Below are 14542 nucleotides of genomic sequence, written 5' to 3'. Positions count from 1 at the left end.
CTTCTATTCGTCGCCCCTGGCTTCGGGCCAAATCACGCGCAGATCCTCGCGAAACGCAAACCGTTCCAGATGAGAGCCAAGTATTTGCTCGACCTCATGCAATTGTTCGAAAGTCTCGGCTATTGCGCTCAACTGCAGCGTTTCGGCTTCTGCCCAAGCCTGCACCGTGCCCGCCGAAAAGTGGAACACGACCGCGTCCGGTTTTTGCTCGACATCGATCTTGTGACCAAAATGCCTGGCAAGCTGCGCGACGTATCCGTCGGCCTTCGGGGTTGAAACTGTGGCTTTCGATGACAGGGGCATCCGGTATCTCCGTTCCGCGCTGAGATGGACATAGCGGCGGCCCGTTTGCCGGATAATCCCATTTTATCCGATTTCTTTCTTCGATATAATGAATGAATGTATCGCTATGCTCAAAGCCTCGTTGCCTTTGTCGCCGTAGGTCAAACCGGTGCTTTCGTCAAAGCTGCCCGACAGTTGGGCGTCACGCCGTCGGTGATCAGCCACCATATCTCGCGGCTTGAGGATGAGCTGGGCGAGACACTGGTCCACAGAACCACGCGAAAACTGACATTGTCGGAAAATGGGCGGCAATTGTTCGAGGTCGCACAGCGCGGGATGGAGGGCATCGAACGGGTCATCGACCGGATTGAGGCCGGGTCGGATCACATCGCAGGGGCCCTACGGATCGCCCTGCCCGCCTTTGTGCCCGATCCCAGGCTTGAAGCGCGCGTGATGGAGTTTGTTCTGCGCTATCCGAATGTTGCACTGACATTGGAATATACCGACCACATCAAAGACATTGTCGAAGAAGCGTATGATCTGGCCATTCGCATCGGCGACCTGCCCGCCTCAAGCCTGACCCGAAAGCGGATTGGATCAGTTCAACATGTTCTGGTCGCAACGCCCGATTTCCTGCTTCGCCATGGCTCGGTTGCGACTCCAACAGACCTTGAACGACTGCCCTTCGTGTCTATGGGCCGCGCAGGCGACGTGTTCTCGCTGACCAACGGGCGGGAGCTGCAGACTGTCACATTGGAGATCAGCCAACTCAGCGTTCAAAGCATCCTTGCGGCCAAGGCCGGAACATTGGCGGGGGTCGGGTTCGGCAACCTGCCCATCAGCCTTGTCTCGGACGAACTCAAATCCGGGCGAATGCAACAGCTGCTGCCGGATTGGTCCCTGCCGGAGTTGGCAATTCAGGCCGTATGGTCCGGCGCCTCCCGCCGTCAAAGCCTTGCAAGAAGATTTGTCGAGTTTCTGACTGGCTGACGCCTGCTCAAACAACCCGCCTCAGTGCAGAATCAGCAATCTTGATCACCTTCTTCTTCGCTGATCATTTTGATGCTGGGATTGGCCCCCACATCTTCCAACATCTTGAGGACCTCGGATTTCCAGCCCGCTTTGATCTTCAAAGCCAGTTGAGACGGCGGGCGATGCTCGGGTTCAAGTATCGCGTATTCATACCTGAGTGGGTCCAGGAGAGGCAGGAACACGACCTTACCGCCAGAGGACTTCAGTTCGCGCTCGGTCGCAACCGTCAATGGGTCCACAATTGTGCAGCATTGTCCCGAGCTAACAAATGGGATGAGCGGCAAAAAATACTGACAGGTTACTGCTGGGTTATAACCGGCAGCCACCTCTTCAAACCGGCTCCGAATTTTGTGTTGGAACGGATGTGTGGCGTGAAGCCCACCCATCGGGACCTCATCGAGTTCGGAAATCGTGATGCCGTCACGCGCGGCAAGCGGGTTCTCCCTGTCGACAGCGCAGAAACAGTCGGCCCGGATCAATTCGACGGAATATGAAGGTTGCTTCCCGACCGAATGTTCAAAATCCGCAAAGCCGAAGTCGATGTTTTGTGTCCCGGCAAGCTCCTTGATCTGGGGCGAGCTGCGCGTGGACAGCGTGATACGGATATCCGGATTCTCTCCGACAGACTGGCTGATGAAACGCGGAAACAGAAAAGCCGACGGACCCGGCATCGTGGCTATGTTCAGGCTGCCGGAATGTCCCTTGATCAACCCTTCCATCGTACTGGATATCGCCGCAAGCCGATCCAGAATGCCCGTCGTCTCGGCCAGAAGGTAATGCGCCTCGGGCACCGGAACCAGACGCCTGCCCTTGCGCTCGAACAAGGTAAGGCCAAGAGTTCTTTCAAGGTTCTTCAACGCCAGACTGATCGCTGGCTGTGTGCGGTTCAGTTTCCTGGCCGTCTGAGAGATGGAGCCGGTTTCCATCACTTCGCGAAATACGGTGAGCTGCGTGAGGTTCATGAGCAATCTATAAGTCAGACTTTAGTTTTGTGAAATATAACAAATTTGTATTTATGAAATTTGTCTTTACGCTTTTGTGATCGAGGTTCGGTCAAACCGAATCCCACGAACCAACAACGGAGACGACGATGAAACTAGTGAAATGCCTGACTGGTCTGGCTTTGGCCGGCGCGCTGGCAGCCCCTGCGCTGGCACAGGACCCGACCTTTTTCCGTATTGGCACCGGTGGTGCTGGCGGCACCTATTTCCCCATTGGCGGCACCATCGCAAACGGTATTTCGGCGCCTCCGGGCTCGCGCCCCTGCGAAGAGGGTGGCCAATGCGGCGTGCCCGGCCTGATCGCCATCGCGCAATCCACCACCGCGTCGGTCTTCAACAACGCCGCCGTGCAGAATGGTGAGCTTGAGGCCGGACTGGCCGCAGCCGACGTCACCCGTTCGATGTATCTGGGCGAAGGCAAGTTCGAAGGCAAGCCGCACCCCAAGCTGCGCATCGTGGCGAACTTGTTCCCTGAGGACCTGCATCTGGTGCTACCCGCCGGGTCGACGATCAATGACCTGGGTGATCTGGAAGGCAAGCGCGTTGGTATCGCGCAGGCAGGATCAGGCACGCAGGTGGCCGTGCTGCAAATGCTGGACGCCTGGGGCGTCAACCGCGACAATATGGACGAGGCCGAGCTGAACAACAGCCAAAGCGCCGAGCGTCTGGCCGATGGTCAACTGGACGCCTATTTCTATGCCGCAGGCTGGCCGGTTGCCGCAATGGTGCAGCTGTCCTCGACCAAGGGCATGAACCTGCATTCGTTCAGCGACGAGGATCTGGCCAAGATCAACGAAATCATCCCGGCCTATATCCCTTCGGCCATTCCAGGTGGCGTCTATGAGGGCATTGATGCCGAGACCAAGACCCCTGCGGTCAGCGCCATGCTGGTTGTGTCCTCGGACCTGTCGGACGATCTGGTTTACGGCCTGACCAAGGCGCTGTGGAACGACAACACCCGCAAGCTGCTCGACAATGGCCATGCCAAAGGCAAGCAGATCACCGCGGACACGGCACTGGACGGTGTCGAGGCACTGGGCGTTCCGCTGCATCCGGGTGCCGAGAAGTTCTATAAAGAAGCCGGGCTTCTTCAATAATCCAAGCACACGAAAAACATGCAGGCGGTGCCCCATCCGGGGCACCGCATTCCTGAAATGCGCGATATCGGGGGGCCATCATGTCCGAGACCCACAGACCTGACGACTACGAACTGACAGCCGAGGAACTGGCCGCCATCGAAGAACAGTTCGACGAGGGCGCCGCCGTCCGGCAAGTCACGCCCACCACGGGCAAGGTGCTGCGTGTCGTTGCCCTGATCTTTGCGTTCTATGAATTCTTCACGGCCGGATTCGGCCTGCCCGCCGACCACTGGCACATGGGCATCTATCTGGCGCTGCTGTTCATTCTGGTCTATGCGACCATCCCGGTGATCGGGGCCAAAAGCCTCTATGCCCTAAAGGTTAGCCGGTTCCGCATCGGCAACATCCCCCTATACGATCTGGTCTTCATGGCGCTTGGCATCGTTGCCGCGCTTTATGTCGGTTTTGCCTGGCGCGGCATTCCGTTTCTGGGGATTGAGGAACAGACCTTCCGCATGGGCAACCCCAACACCTATGACGTTGTCCTTGGCGTCATCATCATCCTGTTGGTGTTGGACATCGCCCGCCGCACGTTGGGCTGGGTGCTGCCACTGATCATCTGTGTTTTTATCTCATACGCGCTGCTGGGGCCGTATTTCCCCGGCCTGCTGCAGCATCCGGGGGTGAATTTCAAAACCTTCGTGTCGTCGATGTATTTCCCGCAGGAAGGCATCTATGGCGTCACGCTGTGGGTGGTTTCGACCATCGTGTTCCACTTTGTCCTGTTCGGCGTCATCGCGCAGCGCACCGGATTGGGGCAGCTTTTCATCGATAATGCCACCATTCTTGCGGGCCGCTATACCGGCGGACCGGCTAAAGTGTCGGTGGTCTCTTCGGCCTTCTTCGGCACAATCTCGGGGTCTTCGGTGGCCAACACCGTGTCAACCGGCGCGCTGACCATTCCGAACATGAAGCGTCTGGGCTATCCCGGCCATTTTGCAGGCGGGGTCGAGGCCGCGTCTTCGGCCGGGGGGCAGATCACGCCGCCCATCATGGGGGCCGCGGCCTTCATCATGGCCGAGTTCCTTGAGGTGCCTTACACCACCATCGTCATCGCTGCGATCTTCCCGGCGATCCTGCACTATGTCGGCGTTTTTGCCGTGGTGCACCTGATGGCGCGCAAGCTGAACCTGAAAGGTCTGGCCAAGGAACAACTGCCGCAACTCAAGGCCGTCTGGGCCGAGGGCTGGGCCAATATCGTGCCGCTGATCGGCCTGCTGGTGGTGCTGTTCACTGGGTACACACCGTTCATGTCAGCCTTCTGCGGCATCTCGCTGGCCGTGATCGCGGGCATGTCGCGCATCAAGCAACCGCCAACGCTGATCTATGCAGCGGCATTTCTGGCCTTTGTCCTATGGAAATTCTCGGACGGTGGATTCGATCTGACCATGACCGCGATCCTGTGCGGATTGTCGGTGATCGCCACGCTGAATCCTCAGAAACGCATCGAAGTGCCCGAGATGCTGCAAGCGGTGGAACTGGGTGTGAAATACTCGCTGGCCGTGGGTGCCGCCGCCGCTGCGGTTGGCATCGTCGTGGGCGTGATCAACACCACCGGCATCGGCTTCCGTATCGGATTCATGGTGACGCAGGGCGCGGGCAATCTGGCCTCGGATCTGTACAACATGATCTCGTTCGGCAGCTTCCAGCTGTTTGCCATGGAAGACCTGCAACTGTTCATCTCGCTGGTCTTCATCGCGATTGTCTGCATTCTGATGGGCGCGGGCATCCCGACCACGGCGCTGTACATCATGTTGGTTTCGGTGGCGCAGCCTGCGCTGGCGCAGCTTGGCGTGCCGCCCATCGCCAGCCACCTGTTCGTGTTGTATTACGGCGTGGTGTCCGAGATCACGCCACCGGTCTGTACGTCGGCCTATGCGGCGGCGGCGATTGCCAATTCCAACCCGTTCCGCACCGGCCTGTCGGCCTTTACGCTGGGGCTGGGCAAGGTGATCGCGCCGATGGCGTTTGTCTATGCGCCGGTGCTGCTGTTCGTGTCCTCGACCGGCTTCAATCTGTGGGAGTTCACCTATACCGCCACCAGCTGTATCGCCGGGGTTATCGCCCTGTCGGCGGCGGTCGTGGGATACTGGCTGCAACCGATGAACATCTTCTCGCGCATCCTGATGGCGATTGCCGGGGTGATCTTTGTCGCGCCAAGCCTGACCGCAGACCTGATCGCGCTGGCGGTGGCCTCGCCGGTCATTGTCACCCAACTGATCGCCCGCAACCGAAGTCACTCACCGGCCTGAAACGATGACAGAACAAGTGACCATCATAGGCGCGGGGATCGTCGGCATTTGCTGCGCCTTGTCGCTGCAGGAACGCGGTATTCCGGTTCGGTTGATCGATCGGGGTGAACCGGGGCAGGAAACCTCGTTCGGGAACGCCGGTGTTGTCTCGCCGTGGTCGATCATCCCGCAATCCATGCCCGGAGTGTGGAAGCAATTGCCCGCAATGCTTCTGAACCCCAAAAGCGCGTTGTCGGTTCGATCAACCTTTTGGCCAAAGATGATCCCCTGGGGACTGCGGTTTCTGGGGAACTCAAATGAGACCAAAGTCCGGAAAACATCCGACGCGATGGAGCTGCTGTGCCGCCCCTCCATCGAGCTTTATCGGAAACACCTGAACGGTACCGGTCATGAAAACCTGATCACAGACAGCTACTACGTTCACGCCTTTCGTCGCCCCGAGAACGCAAACCTTGAAGGTCTGGATTATCAAATTCGCGCAGAAAAAGGCGGGCAGCTTGAGCGTGTGGACGGTGCTGAGCTGCGCCGTTTGGAACCTGCTCTATCCCCGGAATTCAAAGCTGCCGTTTTGATAAAGGGACAAGCGCGCGTGTTGTCTCCGGGCCGTGTTGGCACAGTTCTGGCTGAGAAAGCGCGGGCTCAGGGTGCCGAGATTATAAAAACCGAGGTCAAGGCGATATCTCAAACCGCTGAGGGAAGCTGGGAGCTGAAAACCTCTGGTGACACAATACGCGCCAACCATATCGTCATGGCCGCCGGGGTCTGGTCGGCAAATCTGTTGAAACCTATGGGTATTAAAGTACCGCTGGTTGCCGAGCGCGGATATCATGTTGAGTTCCCCGACGCTAGCAATAGCCTCAATCATTCGGTCATGGACGTCGACGCAAAGATCGTCGCCAGTTCCATGCAGGATGGCCTGAGAGTCGCAGGAACAGCCGAGTTTGCCGACATCGACGCCCCTGCCGATCCGCGCAAGAAAGCCATCCTGATCCAACAGGCCCAAGCCATGATGCCAGACCTGAACACGAAGGATGCGCAATTCTGGATGGGGCGGCGGCCGTCTTTTCCCGATAGCCTCCCGGCCATCGGTCAGGTCAACGGAAAATCGGGGATCTATGCAGCCTTCGGGCATTCTCATTACGGGTTGATGATGGCCCCGAAAACCGGAGAGCTGGTGGCCGATCTTATGTCAGGTCGGCGGCACAATATCGATCTGGATCCATTTTCGCTGACGCGGTTCTAGGAGCAAAACCCGCGTCACAGCCTTGCCACAGGAAGGAATAAAGCATGCCGGTTTATAATGGCGGACAAAATATCTGCGGTGCATCCATCGGTGTGCTGTGTCTGGAAAGCTATTTCCCAAAACCGCCCGGACATATCAAAAACCCGTCCAGCCTGCCCTTCCCCGTATTGTATGAAATGATCGACGGCGTGACCGTTCCGGACCTATTGCACGACCCCAAACCTGAGTTGCTGGACCCGTTCATCAAAGGCGCGCAGCGGCTGGAGGCCGAGGGCGTGCGGGCGATCACCGGCAGTTGCGGTTTCCTTGCCTTGTTTCAAAAGGAACTGGCCGCCGCGGTCTCGATCCCGGTTTTTGCTTCAAGCCTCATACAAGTGCCGTTGGCATTCAACATGACTGGCGCCAAAGCCCCTGTTGGCGTGTTGACTGCGGATGCCTCGGCTTTGACGCCCAGACATCTGGAGGGTGTTGGGGCTGCGGGCGTTCCGGTCGTTGTGAAAGGGCTGGAAGACACAGAGGAATTCGCTGAGGTGATCTTGCGGAATACCCGCACCCGCATGGATACCGACCTGATCGAGGCCGAAGTGCTGCAGGCCGCACGTGATCTGCAACGCGAAGCGCCTGAAATTCGGTCAGTGGTTCTGGAGTGCACCGATCTGCCGCCCTATGCCGCACGGATACAAGAAGAACTGAGGCTACCCGTGTTTGACCTGACGACGTTGGCGTATATGGCGCACGCGGTTTCAGTTCGGTCCCCATATTCCGGCATGATGCCTTGGGCTTGATCCTGACTAGCAGCTCCTGCACCTTGCGCTTACAAATGTAATGCGTCCACACAGGGTAAACGTTCGAGTACGGGGATGACTAAGACAAAAGGTGTATGAGGTGTCATTGGAATTGTCCCTGTTGGTGATCGCCGTTTTTCTGGGTGCAATGCTGCAGGTTGGAATTGGCATTGGGTTCAGTATTCTGGCCGGACCTCCCATGATGATCCTGCTGGGCACAAGTACAGCTGTTCCCGCGCTTTTGTTCCTGAATACCATCGTGTCTGCGGTCGCCACGGACAGACGCATCGTGGCGATTGAACGACGCACAATCACGACCGCTATTCTTGGCTGCCTAATCGGCGTGGTATTGGGCTTGGTGGTTTATCCGTGGCTCAGCGAAGCCTTTGTGTTGGCGTTGACTGGCTTGCTGCTGCTGATTGGTGTCCTGACAACCATAGTTCCTGTTCAAAACGCTATTGGGCCGACCGCCTTTATCTCGGTTTCCGGATTATCTGGTCTGGCAACAGTGTGGGCCGCAACACCCGGCCCATTGATGGTTTTTGGGTTGATGGCAAAGGGTTTCGACACCAAGGATGTGGCCGTCTTGGTCCAACCCATTGCCCTCGTCGCATACGGTACTGCGTTCGTGCTGCATGGCGTTGCTGACTGGCAGTCGATTCCGTTTGGACCACAGCTCTGGGGCTTTGTCGCCGTGGCAACTGTCGGGAGCATCTGCGGACGCATGGTCAGATCGTACTTGCCACAGGCACTTGTCAGGTCCGCAATTCGGGTAATTTCGCTTGTGGCCTGCTATGTACTCTTTCAACGCGCCTACTTCGTTGCATGAACTCTATGGGTCGAAAATGATGTCAAAAGATCTTTTGTCCAAATTCCCAAGGGCCAGTCTTATGTCTGGCACTACACCGATCGAGCGGCTGGACAGGATGTCCGAAAAGCTTGGGATCGACCTCTGGCTGAAGCGGGATGACCTGACCGGGCTTGGCTTTGGCGGCAACAAGACCAGACAGCTTGAGTTCTATTTTGGCGACGCTCTGGCGCAAAACGCGGACAGTGTTCTGATAACCGGGGCCGTTCAGTCGAATTTCGTACGGTCTGCGGCGGCAGCCGCCGCGCGGTTCGGCATGAAATCCGTCCTGCAACTGGAAGAACGTGTCCCGGATATGGGACCGGAATATTATCAATCCGGGAACGTGCTGCTGGCCAAGATACTTGGTGCCGAACACATGAGCTTTCCCGTCGGTGAAGACGAAGCGGGGGCAGACGCTGCCTTGCACGCCCGTGCCGACGAATTGAGGGAGCAGGGGCACACCCCTTATGTCATTCATCTGGGCCTGCATCACCCACCGCTGGGCGCGCTTGGCTATGTCGCCGCAGGGCAGGAACTTTGCCAGCAGATGCAGGATTTTGACGCGGTCGTTGTCCCCTCGGGCAGCGGTGCCACCCATGGGGGATTGCTGACGGGCATACGAACCTCGGGCGTGTCCGCCCCCGTTTATGGTATCTGCGTTCGTCGAGACAGCACGCTGCAACACAAAAGGATGGTGACAGTCCTTGAATTGCTGTCAGACCTATTGGGCATCGAACGGGCGAATGCGGCGGAAGACGTGATAACCTGGGACGGAGCCCTGTCCCCGGGTTATGGCAAGATGGGGCCGAAAACTCACTCAGCCCTTGAATTGATGGCTCAGACCGAGGGCATTTTCCTCGATCCTGTCTACACCGCAAAGACCTTTGCAGGGTTGCTTGATCTGGTTGAGCAACAACATATCAAGCCCGGACAGAAGGTGGTGATGATACACACAGGGGGATTGCCAGCGTTGTTCGGTTACCAAAGGGAACTGAGCACCCGCTAATTGACCAGAAGAATGGACGCGCCAAATCCGCGTTACATCCATGGAGTCATTCGGCAGCCAAGTTTTGCACCGAGATGTCCTGCTTCAGATAACCCTCCCGCGATTGAGGGCATTTGATGCCCAAAGCGGCGCTGGCAATCTGGTTGCGCAGAATCTGAGCGGTCCCGCCGCCGATCGTGAACATACGAACATCGCGGTACATGCGTTCCAGCGGTTCCCGGTCGCTGTACCCGCGTGCGCCGAACATCTGAAGTGCATCGTTCACCACCTTGATCGCCATTTCCGACGCAAAAAGCTTGGCGCGGGCTGCCTTTGCCATGTCCGGGAAACCGCCTCCGCCCGGCTGCCGTGATCTGGCCGCATCATGCAACATAAGGCGGGCCGCGTGAACCTGCGTATCCATGTCGGCCACCATCCACTGCAGGCCTTGAAATTCTGCCAATGGCCTACCGAATTGTTGCCGTTCCAGCAGAAACCGCTTGGCGCGTTCCAAAGCACCGGCCGCCACACCCATCGCAATCGTGCCCGCGCCGACCCTTTGCGAATTATAAGCCTCCATCAAGTCTGAAAATCCGCGCCGCAGCCCGGACGGGGGCTGCAAAAACCAGTCTTTATGCACCCTGAGATTATTGAACCGCAATTCGGCCTCTGGCATGCCGCACAGTCCAAGCGTGTTCTCGCGGCCAACTACCTCGAACCCGTCTGGCAGGTGGCCATTGGCCGGGTCGGCAAACACGATAAAACTGCCAATGCCCAACTCATCGTCGGTTTCATCAATGACGCGGGCAAAGATAAGGTGCAGTTTCGAAACGCCGCCACCCGTGATCCAGTGTTTCCGCCCGTTTATGACATATGTGTCACCCACCTTTTTGGCTGTGGTCTGCATTTCCGTCGCCGCACTTCCCGCATCCGGTTCAGTAATACAGATCGCAGGTTTGTCCCCGGCCAGAACATGGGCGGCACAGAACGCTTTTTGTTTTTCGGTGCCATAGGCCATGACTGCACTTATGCCACCCATATTCGCTTCGACCACGATACGGGCCGTCAAGGTGCATACTTTTGCGATTTCTTCGACCACCTCGACGACATCCAGAAAGCTGGCGCCCTGCCCTCCTAACTTCTTCGGGATCGTCATTCCCATGATCCCGGCTTCCGTCAGGGATTTGACGTTGCTCCAGCAATAGCTGCGTGTTCTGTCCCATTGGGCCGCTCGGGCTTCAAACTCGGGGGCGAGGTCTTTGGCTGTTTCGACAAAATGGTGAGTCATTGAAGCGACTCCTGTGCAGATTCTCACGAATGCGTGATAATCCAGCTTTATCAGAGCTTGTTATTCAAGAAAACAAACTTAAAATTGATATCTAATTCAAGTATTGTGTAGTTATGCAAACGCGCGCACTCAGAAGCCTCGTCAAGATTTCCCACGTACACTCCTTCAGCGATGCGGCGGACCAGCTTGGAATGACGTTGTCTGCGCTGTCTATGCAGATGAAATCACTGGAAGAGGCTCTGGGAGCAGATCTATTCGACCGTTCGGTCAGACCCCCACGCCTTACCCCGATCGCACGCGCCATTATCGAAGAGGCGGTTCCCCTGCTTCAGCACGAAGACAGCCTTGTCGAACTGTGTCGGCAAGGAGACGGTCTGGCTGGCCGGTTTCGGCTGGGGTTTATCACCACGGCGGCGGTTCGCCTGCTTCCCGGATTTCTTGAGGCCGCCAACCGCGAATTGCCGCACGCCTCATTCGAGTTCGAGACCGGTCTGTCTGCCAATTTGCAGCATAAAGTCGTCTCCGGCTTGCTGGACGCAGCAATCCTCACCGATGCCGACGGTCTTCCAAGCCAACTGGCCTTGGAAGTTTTGCGGCAAGAACCATTCGTATTTGCAGCGCATAAAGACCTTCTTGGCCAGGGATTGCCCAGACTGTTGTCCGAAGGCGATTTCTTTCACTTCATGCCTGACACCGGAATCGGGAAGTTGATTGCACGTGTCATGGTGCATCATCAACGGTCAGCTCAGTCCAGAACCATCGTGCTCGATAACCTGGAAGCCATAATGGAATGCATTTCCGCCGGGCTCGGCTTCACACTTCTGCCTTTACCGGATGTCGAACGGTATCGCGCACCGGAATTGGCGATGATGGATGCCAATGCGCCGACTCAACGCAAACTGGTACTGGTCACGTTGCGGGACAGTGCATTGGGCCGCTACCGCGCCGAACTGGCATCTTTGCTGGGACGCACCGAAGACAGCGCTGTCGATTAAACAGATTCAATCAACCCTTCTGACCTCGAGATCATCAACGCCGCTGACCTAACCCTCGAATTCGAGCGACGGTTAAGGGATAGCTTTTCTCATTTTCAATGTTGTGATCCGGTCAAATCCTGAATGCGCACGCCCACCAACGATTTCGAACCCAAGCGTTGCAAATTTCTTCTGGTTGCCCAGCAACTCAACACGCGTTTCAAGGGCCAGAACCTTCAGGCCCGCCTGAACCGCAACCTGTTCGGCTTGACAGATCATGCGGCGGGCAAGCCCCCTGCCCTGCATGTCGGGGCGAATGGCGAAGCGGCCCAGAAACAGCTCCCGATTGCCAGCGCGCATGAACAGGCATCCGACAAGTTCATGGCCCTCATAAACCAGCAGCAGGTGCTCGTGTTTGGCGCGGGTCTCCAGATCAGCCACTGTGCAGTCATATACCGTACTTGGCGGGTCGATTTTTCCGGTGTTCTGAGAAAACGCCAAACGCATCAGGTCAAGCAGACTGTGCCAGTCGCTGAAACCCTCTTCAGCAAAGATCAGGCGTGGACCTGCTGAATCCGCCAGGTCGGGTTCACGCGCGATCCGAAAAGGTGAGTTCAGGCTTGCAGACTGCATCAGGACCTCTTGGTTCGGTTCGGACAAAACCCGAATTTCTTGCGGAAACTGCGTGAAAATGATGTCGCGCTCGAGAAACCGCAAGCCGTCGAGATATCGATGATCCTGTAATCCGTGTCGCGCAGCAACTGGCGACCTCGTTCAAGCCGCAAATCGCGATAAAATCCGGCGGGCGAGGTGCCGGTATAGGTTTTAAACAACCGCTCAAGCTGGCGCCGGGACACGTTCGATTCGCGTGCGATCACGTCCATGGGCAGCACATCTTCCAGATTGGCCGACATGATTTGCACTGCCGCAATCAGATGCGGATTGCGAGAGCCCAACGTCATAGACATCGAGCTTTGCGGCCGTTCCTCGCCGTGGCGCAGGCTGAAATGGACGCACATCTCGGAAATGGACACGGCAAAGTCACGGCTGAAATCGGATGAGATCAAATGCAGGATCAAATCGGCCGCTGCCATGCCACCGCCGCAGGTGATGACATTGGCGTCGTCGCAGAACAGACAATCTTCGGGTTCCAGAAGCGGATAGCGTTCGCGAAATCCCGGCTGATCTTCCCAATGCAGGGTAAAGGCGCGATCTTCGAGCAGACCTGTACGCGCCAGAATGTGGGCACCGCCCCCAACCGAACCGACCCGCGCGCCCTGGCGATAGCGATCATAGAGCCATCGGGCGGCGGATTTCTCTTGTTCCGGGCTCAGATCGGGGCCCGCCACGACAAAGGCATAATCTGATTTTCCCATCCTGTCGCACGGGCCGTCGACAGCCACATTCATACCATTGGAAAACTGCAGCGCATCACCATCCAGCGATACGGTCTGCCAGGTGTAAACGGTACGCATGCTCAGTTTGTTGGCCACACGCAGGGGCTCGATAGCTGCACTGAAGCTCAGCATCGAAGCGTTAGGCATCAAAAGAAAAACGAATGTATTCGGAGAGTCCTGGGCACCGTCATCCGGGCCGGAATCGGTGGCGCGCAGCGATGCTGCGCGCCGGGTAAGGCAGGGCTTAAGGGGAGAGAGGAGCCGTGCCTTGGGGTCTTCGAAGGTGTTATCCTTCATAATCGCTGAGGGTGAAGAACAGCGTATCGCCGATCTCACACAGCGCCGGGGTGCGTTTGCAGAACACGACACCACCTTTGTTGAAGTGCAGCTCCTGCGGCTTTTCCCACGGCTCTTTTAGGTTCCAGATGTAACCCGCCAGCTGGCCGTCCTCGACCACGTCGCCCAGGTTCACGACCGGCTCGAACATGCCGTCCTTGTGGGCGAAGATATAGTGATCACCGGTCTGCATCGCCTTCAGGGCCACCTTGTGCTCGGGCTCTGGCAGCTCTTCCGAGGTCTGCAGAACGCCCAGTTCACGCAGGCAGCGCTTCATGCCGTTATAGGCGAAATCGCGGATCCACGGACGGATCTTGCCCGCGCCACCCAGCTCGGTCGACAGATAGATCTTGTCCAGCGGCAGGATCTCACCCGACAGGGTGGTTTCGTGAACCCGGTCGCCGACGATACCCAGAGGCGCGCCGAACAGTTCCAGGAACTTCATCTGCATCGCGTCCTTGGCTTCGTCATTCATCAGACGGATTTTCACCGACGGATGGTGGTCGATCGATTTACCGGCCGAGTGCAGGTCGAAGAACGCATCACCGCGTGGAACGATGTGGTTGGTGATGTACCAGGCGATCATCTCGGTGGGCGAGCCATACTGGTTGCCCGGGAACATCCGGTTCAGGTTGGCTTCACCGGTCCAGTCCAGCGGCGAGGTGCGGCGTCCGGCATAAAAAGCAGGCGCGTTGGCGGCGGGCAGAAAGATGATCTGACCTTTGATGTCAGAGGCTTCAAGCTCCTGATACAGACCGTTGGTGATCGAGACACCTTCGTATTCGTCACCATGGTTGGCGCCGATCACGACGGCAACGGGGCCGTCACCGTTCTTGATCGACATGATCGGCATCGGCAGCCAACCATAGGCGGACCGGTCCGAGCTGAACTGAATACGCACATAACCGTGCTGTTTGCCTTCGGCGTCGAGGTCGATCTCGCAGGACGGGGCGAGGCTTACTTTGGGACAGGGCATTG

The 14542-nt window shown here is 57.4% G+C and carries 14 protein-coding genes; 8 read left to right on the top strand and 6 right to left on the bottom strand.

The window, feature by feature from the left end:
* Positions 1-3 precede the first annotated feature (3 nt).
* Positions 4-303: a DUF2218 domain-containing protein gene (locus ACR3E4_RS19630; protein WP_480530862.1), complete on the bottom strand. Its 300-nt coding sequence runs from the start codon at positions 301-303 to the stop codon at positions 4-6.
* A 96-nt stretch (positions 304-399) separates the two neighbouring features.
* Here ACR3E4_RS19630 and ACR3E4_RS19625 point away from each other — a divergent pair, with 96 nt between their 5' ends.
* Positions 400-1272, top strand: a complete 873-nt coding sequence (locus ACR3E4_RS19625; RefSeq protein WP_480530860.1) for a LysR family transcriptional regulator — start codon at positions 400-402, stop codon at positions 1270-1272.
* Between the two features lie 32 nt (positions 1273-1304).
* Here ACR3E4_RS19625 and ACR3E4_RS19620 read toward each other — a convergent pair whose 3' ends face one another.
* A complete protein-coding gene (locus ACR3E4_RS19620; protein ID WP_480530858.1) occupies positions 1305-2276 on the bottom strand; it encodes a LysR family transcriptional regulator in 972 nt (323 codons plus the stop codon).
* A gap of 128 nt (positions 2277-2404) precedes the next feature.
* Between ACR3E4_RS19620 and ACR3E4_RS19615 the strand changes: the two genes are divergently transcribed.
* The 6 genes from ACR3E4_RS19615 to ACR3E4_RS19590 all read left to right on the top strand — a co-directional run bounded on the left by ACR3E4_RS19615 (position 2405) and on the right by ACR3E4_RS19590 (position 9590).
* Positions 2405-3412, top strand: coding sequence for a TAXI family TRAP transporter solute-binding subunit (locus tag ACR3E4_RS19615; RefSeq protein ID WP_480530856.1), 1008 nt, complete (start codon positions 2405-2407; stop codon positions 3410-3412).
* Positions 3413-3492: 80 nt separating this feature from the next.
* On the top strand, positions 3493-5706 hold the full coding sequence (locus tag ACR3E4_RS19610) for a TRAP transporter permease (RefSeq protein WP_480530854.1): 2214 nt from the start codon (positions 3493-3495) through the stop codon (positions 5704-5706).
* A gap of 4 nt (positions 5707-5710) precedes the next feature.
* On the top strand, positions 5711-6949 hold the full coding sequence (locus ACR3E4_RS19605; protein WP_480530852.1) for an NAD(P)/FAD-dependent oxidoreductase: 1239 nt from the start codon (positions 5711-5713) through the stop codon (positions 6947-6949).
* A 44-nt stretch (positions 6950-6993) separates the two neighbouring features.
* Positions 6994-7734 carry an aspartate/glutamate racemase family protein gene (locus tag ACR3E4_RS19600; protein WP_480530850.1) on the top strand — a complete coding sequence of 247 codons (741 nt, stop codon included), beginning with the start codon at positions 6994-6996 and terminating at the stop codon, positions 7732-7734.
* Positions 7735-7840: 106 nt separating this feature from the next.
* A complete protein-coding gene (locus ACR3E4_RS19595) occupies positions 7841-8563 on the top strand; it encodes a TSUP family transporter (protein ID WP_480530848.1) in 723 nt (240 codons plus the stop codon).
* A gap of 61 nt (positions 8564-8624) precedes the next feature.
* A complete protein-coding gene (locus tag ACR3E4_RS19590; RefSeq protein WP_480530846.1) occupies positions 8625-9590 on the top strand; it encodes a D-cysteine desulfhydrase family protein in 966 nt (321 codons plus the stop codon).
* A 46-nt stretch (positions 9591-9636) separates the two neighbouring features.
* Here the strand turns inward: ACR3E4_RS19590 and acdA are convergent, their stop codons facing one another.
* Positions 9637-10857: a 3-sulfinopropanoyl-CoA desulfinase gene (gene acdA, locus ACR3E4_RS19585; protein WP_480530844.1), complete on the bottom strand. Its 1221-nt coding sequence runs from the start codon at positions 10855-10857 to the stop codon at positions 9637-9639.
* Positions 10858-10970: 113 nt separating this feature from the next.
* On the opposite strand from acdA, the gene ACR3E4_RS19580 reads away from it, so the two are divergent.
* Positions 10971-11852 (top strand): LysR family transcriptional regulator, encoded by an 882-nt coding sequence (locus ACR3E4_RS19580; protein WP_480530842.1) that lies wholly within the window; start codon positions 10971-10973, stop codon positions 11850-11852.
* Positions 11853-11924: 72 nt separating this feature from the next.
* Here the strand turns inward: ACR3E4_RS19580 and ACR3E4_RS19575 are convergent, their stop codons facing one another.
* The 3 genes from ACR3E4_RS19575 to ACR3E4_RS19565 are packed head-to-tail and all read right to left on the bottom strand — an operon-like array spanning position 11925 to position 14540.
* Entirely contained in the window at positions 11925-12464 is a 540-nt protein-coding gene (locus tag ACR3E4_RS19575; RefSeq protein WP_480530840.1) for a GNAT family N-acetyltransferase, read from the bottom strand.
* The gene (locus tag ACR3E4_RS19570; protein WP_480530838.1) at positions 12464-13525 is read right to left on the bottom strand and encodes a GlxA family transcriptional regulator; all 1062 of its coding nucleotides are present in this window, start codon (positions 13523-13525) and stop codon (positions 12464-12466) included. The genes ACR3E4_RS19575 and ACR3E4_RS19570 overlap by 1 nt, the downstream gene beginning before the upstream one ends.
* A complete protein-coding gene (locus ACR3E4_RS19565; protein WP_480530836.1) occupies positions 13515-14540 on the bottom strand; it encodes a succinylglutamate desuccinylase/aspartoacylase family protein in 1026 nt (341 codons plus the stop codon). The genes ACR3E4_RS19570 and ACR3E4_RS19565 overlap by 11 nt, the downstream gene beginning before the upstream one ends.
* Between the last annotated feature and the right edge of the window lie 2 nt (positions 14541-14542).

It is taken from the genome of Ruegeria sp. AP11 (assembly GCF_056535865.1).
Note: the sequence above shows the minus strand (reverse complement) of the source record. Positions and strands in the feature narration are given on the sequence as shown.

What these genes read in the sequence shown, in the direction of transcription:
- ACR3E4_RS19620 (WP_480530858.1), bottom strand. Translation starts at nt 2,276, where the DNA reads ATGAACCTCACGCAGCTCACCGTATTTCGCGAAGTGATGGAAACCGGC.
- ACR3E4_RS19610 (WP_480530854.1), top strand. Translation starts at nt 3,493, where the DNA reads ATGTCCGAGACCCACAGACCTGACGACTACGAACTGACAGCCGAGGAA.
- ACR3E4_RS19565 (WP_480530836.1), bottom strand. Translation starts at nt 14,540, where the DNA reads ATGCCCTGTCCCAAAGTAAGCCTCGCCCCGTCCTGCGAGATCGACCTC.
- ACR3E4_RS19590 (WP_480530846.1), top strand. Translation starts at nt 8,625, where the DNA reads ATGTCTGGCACTACACCGATCGAGCGGCTGGACAGGATGTCCGAAAAG.
- ACR3E4_RS19630 (WP_480530862.1), bottom strand. Translation starts at nt 303, where the DNA reads ATGCCCCTGTCATCGAAAGCCACAGTTTCAACCCCGAAGGCCGACGGA.
- ACR3E4_RS19625 (WP_480530860.1), top strand. Translation starts at nt 400, where the DNA reads ATGTATCGCTATGCTCAAAGCCTCGTTGCCTTTGTCGCCGTAGGTCAA.
- ACR3E4_RS19570 (WP_480530838.1), bottom strand. Translation starts at nt 13,525, where the DNA reads ATGAAGGATAACACCTTCGAAGACCCCAAGGCACGGCTCCTCTCTCCC.
- acdA (WP_480530844.1), bottom strand. Translation starts at nt 10,857, where the DNA reads ATGACTCACCATTTTGTCGAAACAGCCAAAGACCTCGCCCCCGAGTTT.
- ACR3E4_RS19600 (WP_480530850.1), top strand. Translation starts at nt 6,994, where the DNA reads ATGCCGGTTTATAATGGCGGACAAAATATCTGCGGTGCATCCATCGGT.
- ACR3E4_RS19580 (WP_480530842.1), top strand. Translation starts at nt 10,971, where the DNA reads ATGCAAACGCGCGCACTCAGAAGCCTCGTCAAGATTTCCCACGTACAC.
- ACR3E4_RS19615 (WP_480530856.1), top strand. Translation starts at nt 2,405, where the DNA reads ATGAAACTAGTGAAATGCCTGACTGGTCTGGCTTTGGCCGGCGCGCTG.
- ACR3E4_RS19575 (WP_480530840.1), bottom strand. Translation starts at nt 12,464, where the DNA reads ATGCAGTCTGCAAGCCTGAACTCACCTTTTCGGATCGCGCGTGAACCC.
- ACR3E4_RS19605 (WP_480530852.1), top strand. Translation starts at nt 5,711, where the DNA reads ATGACAGAACAAGTGACCATCATAGGCGCGGGGATCGTCGGCATTTGC.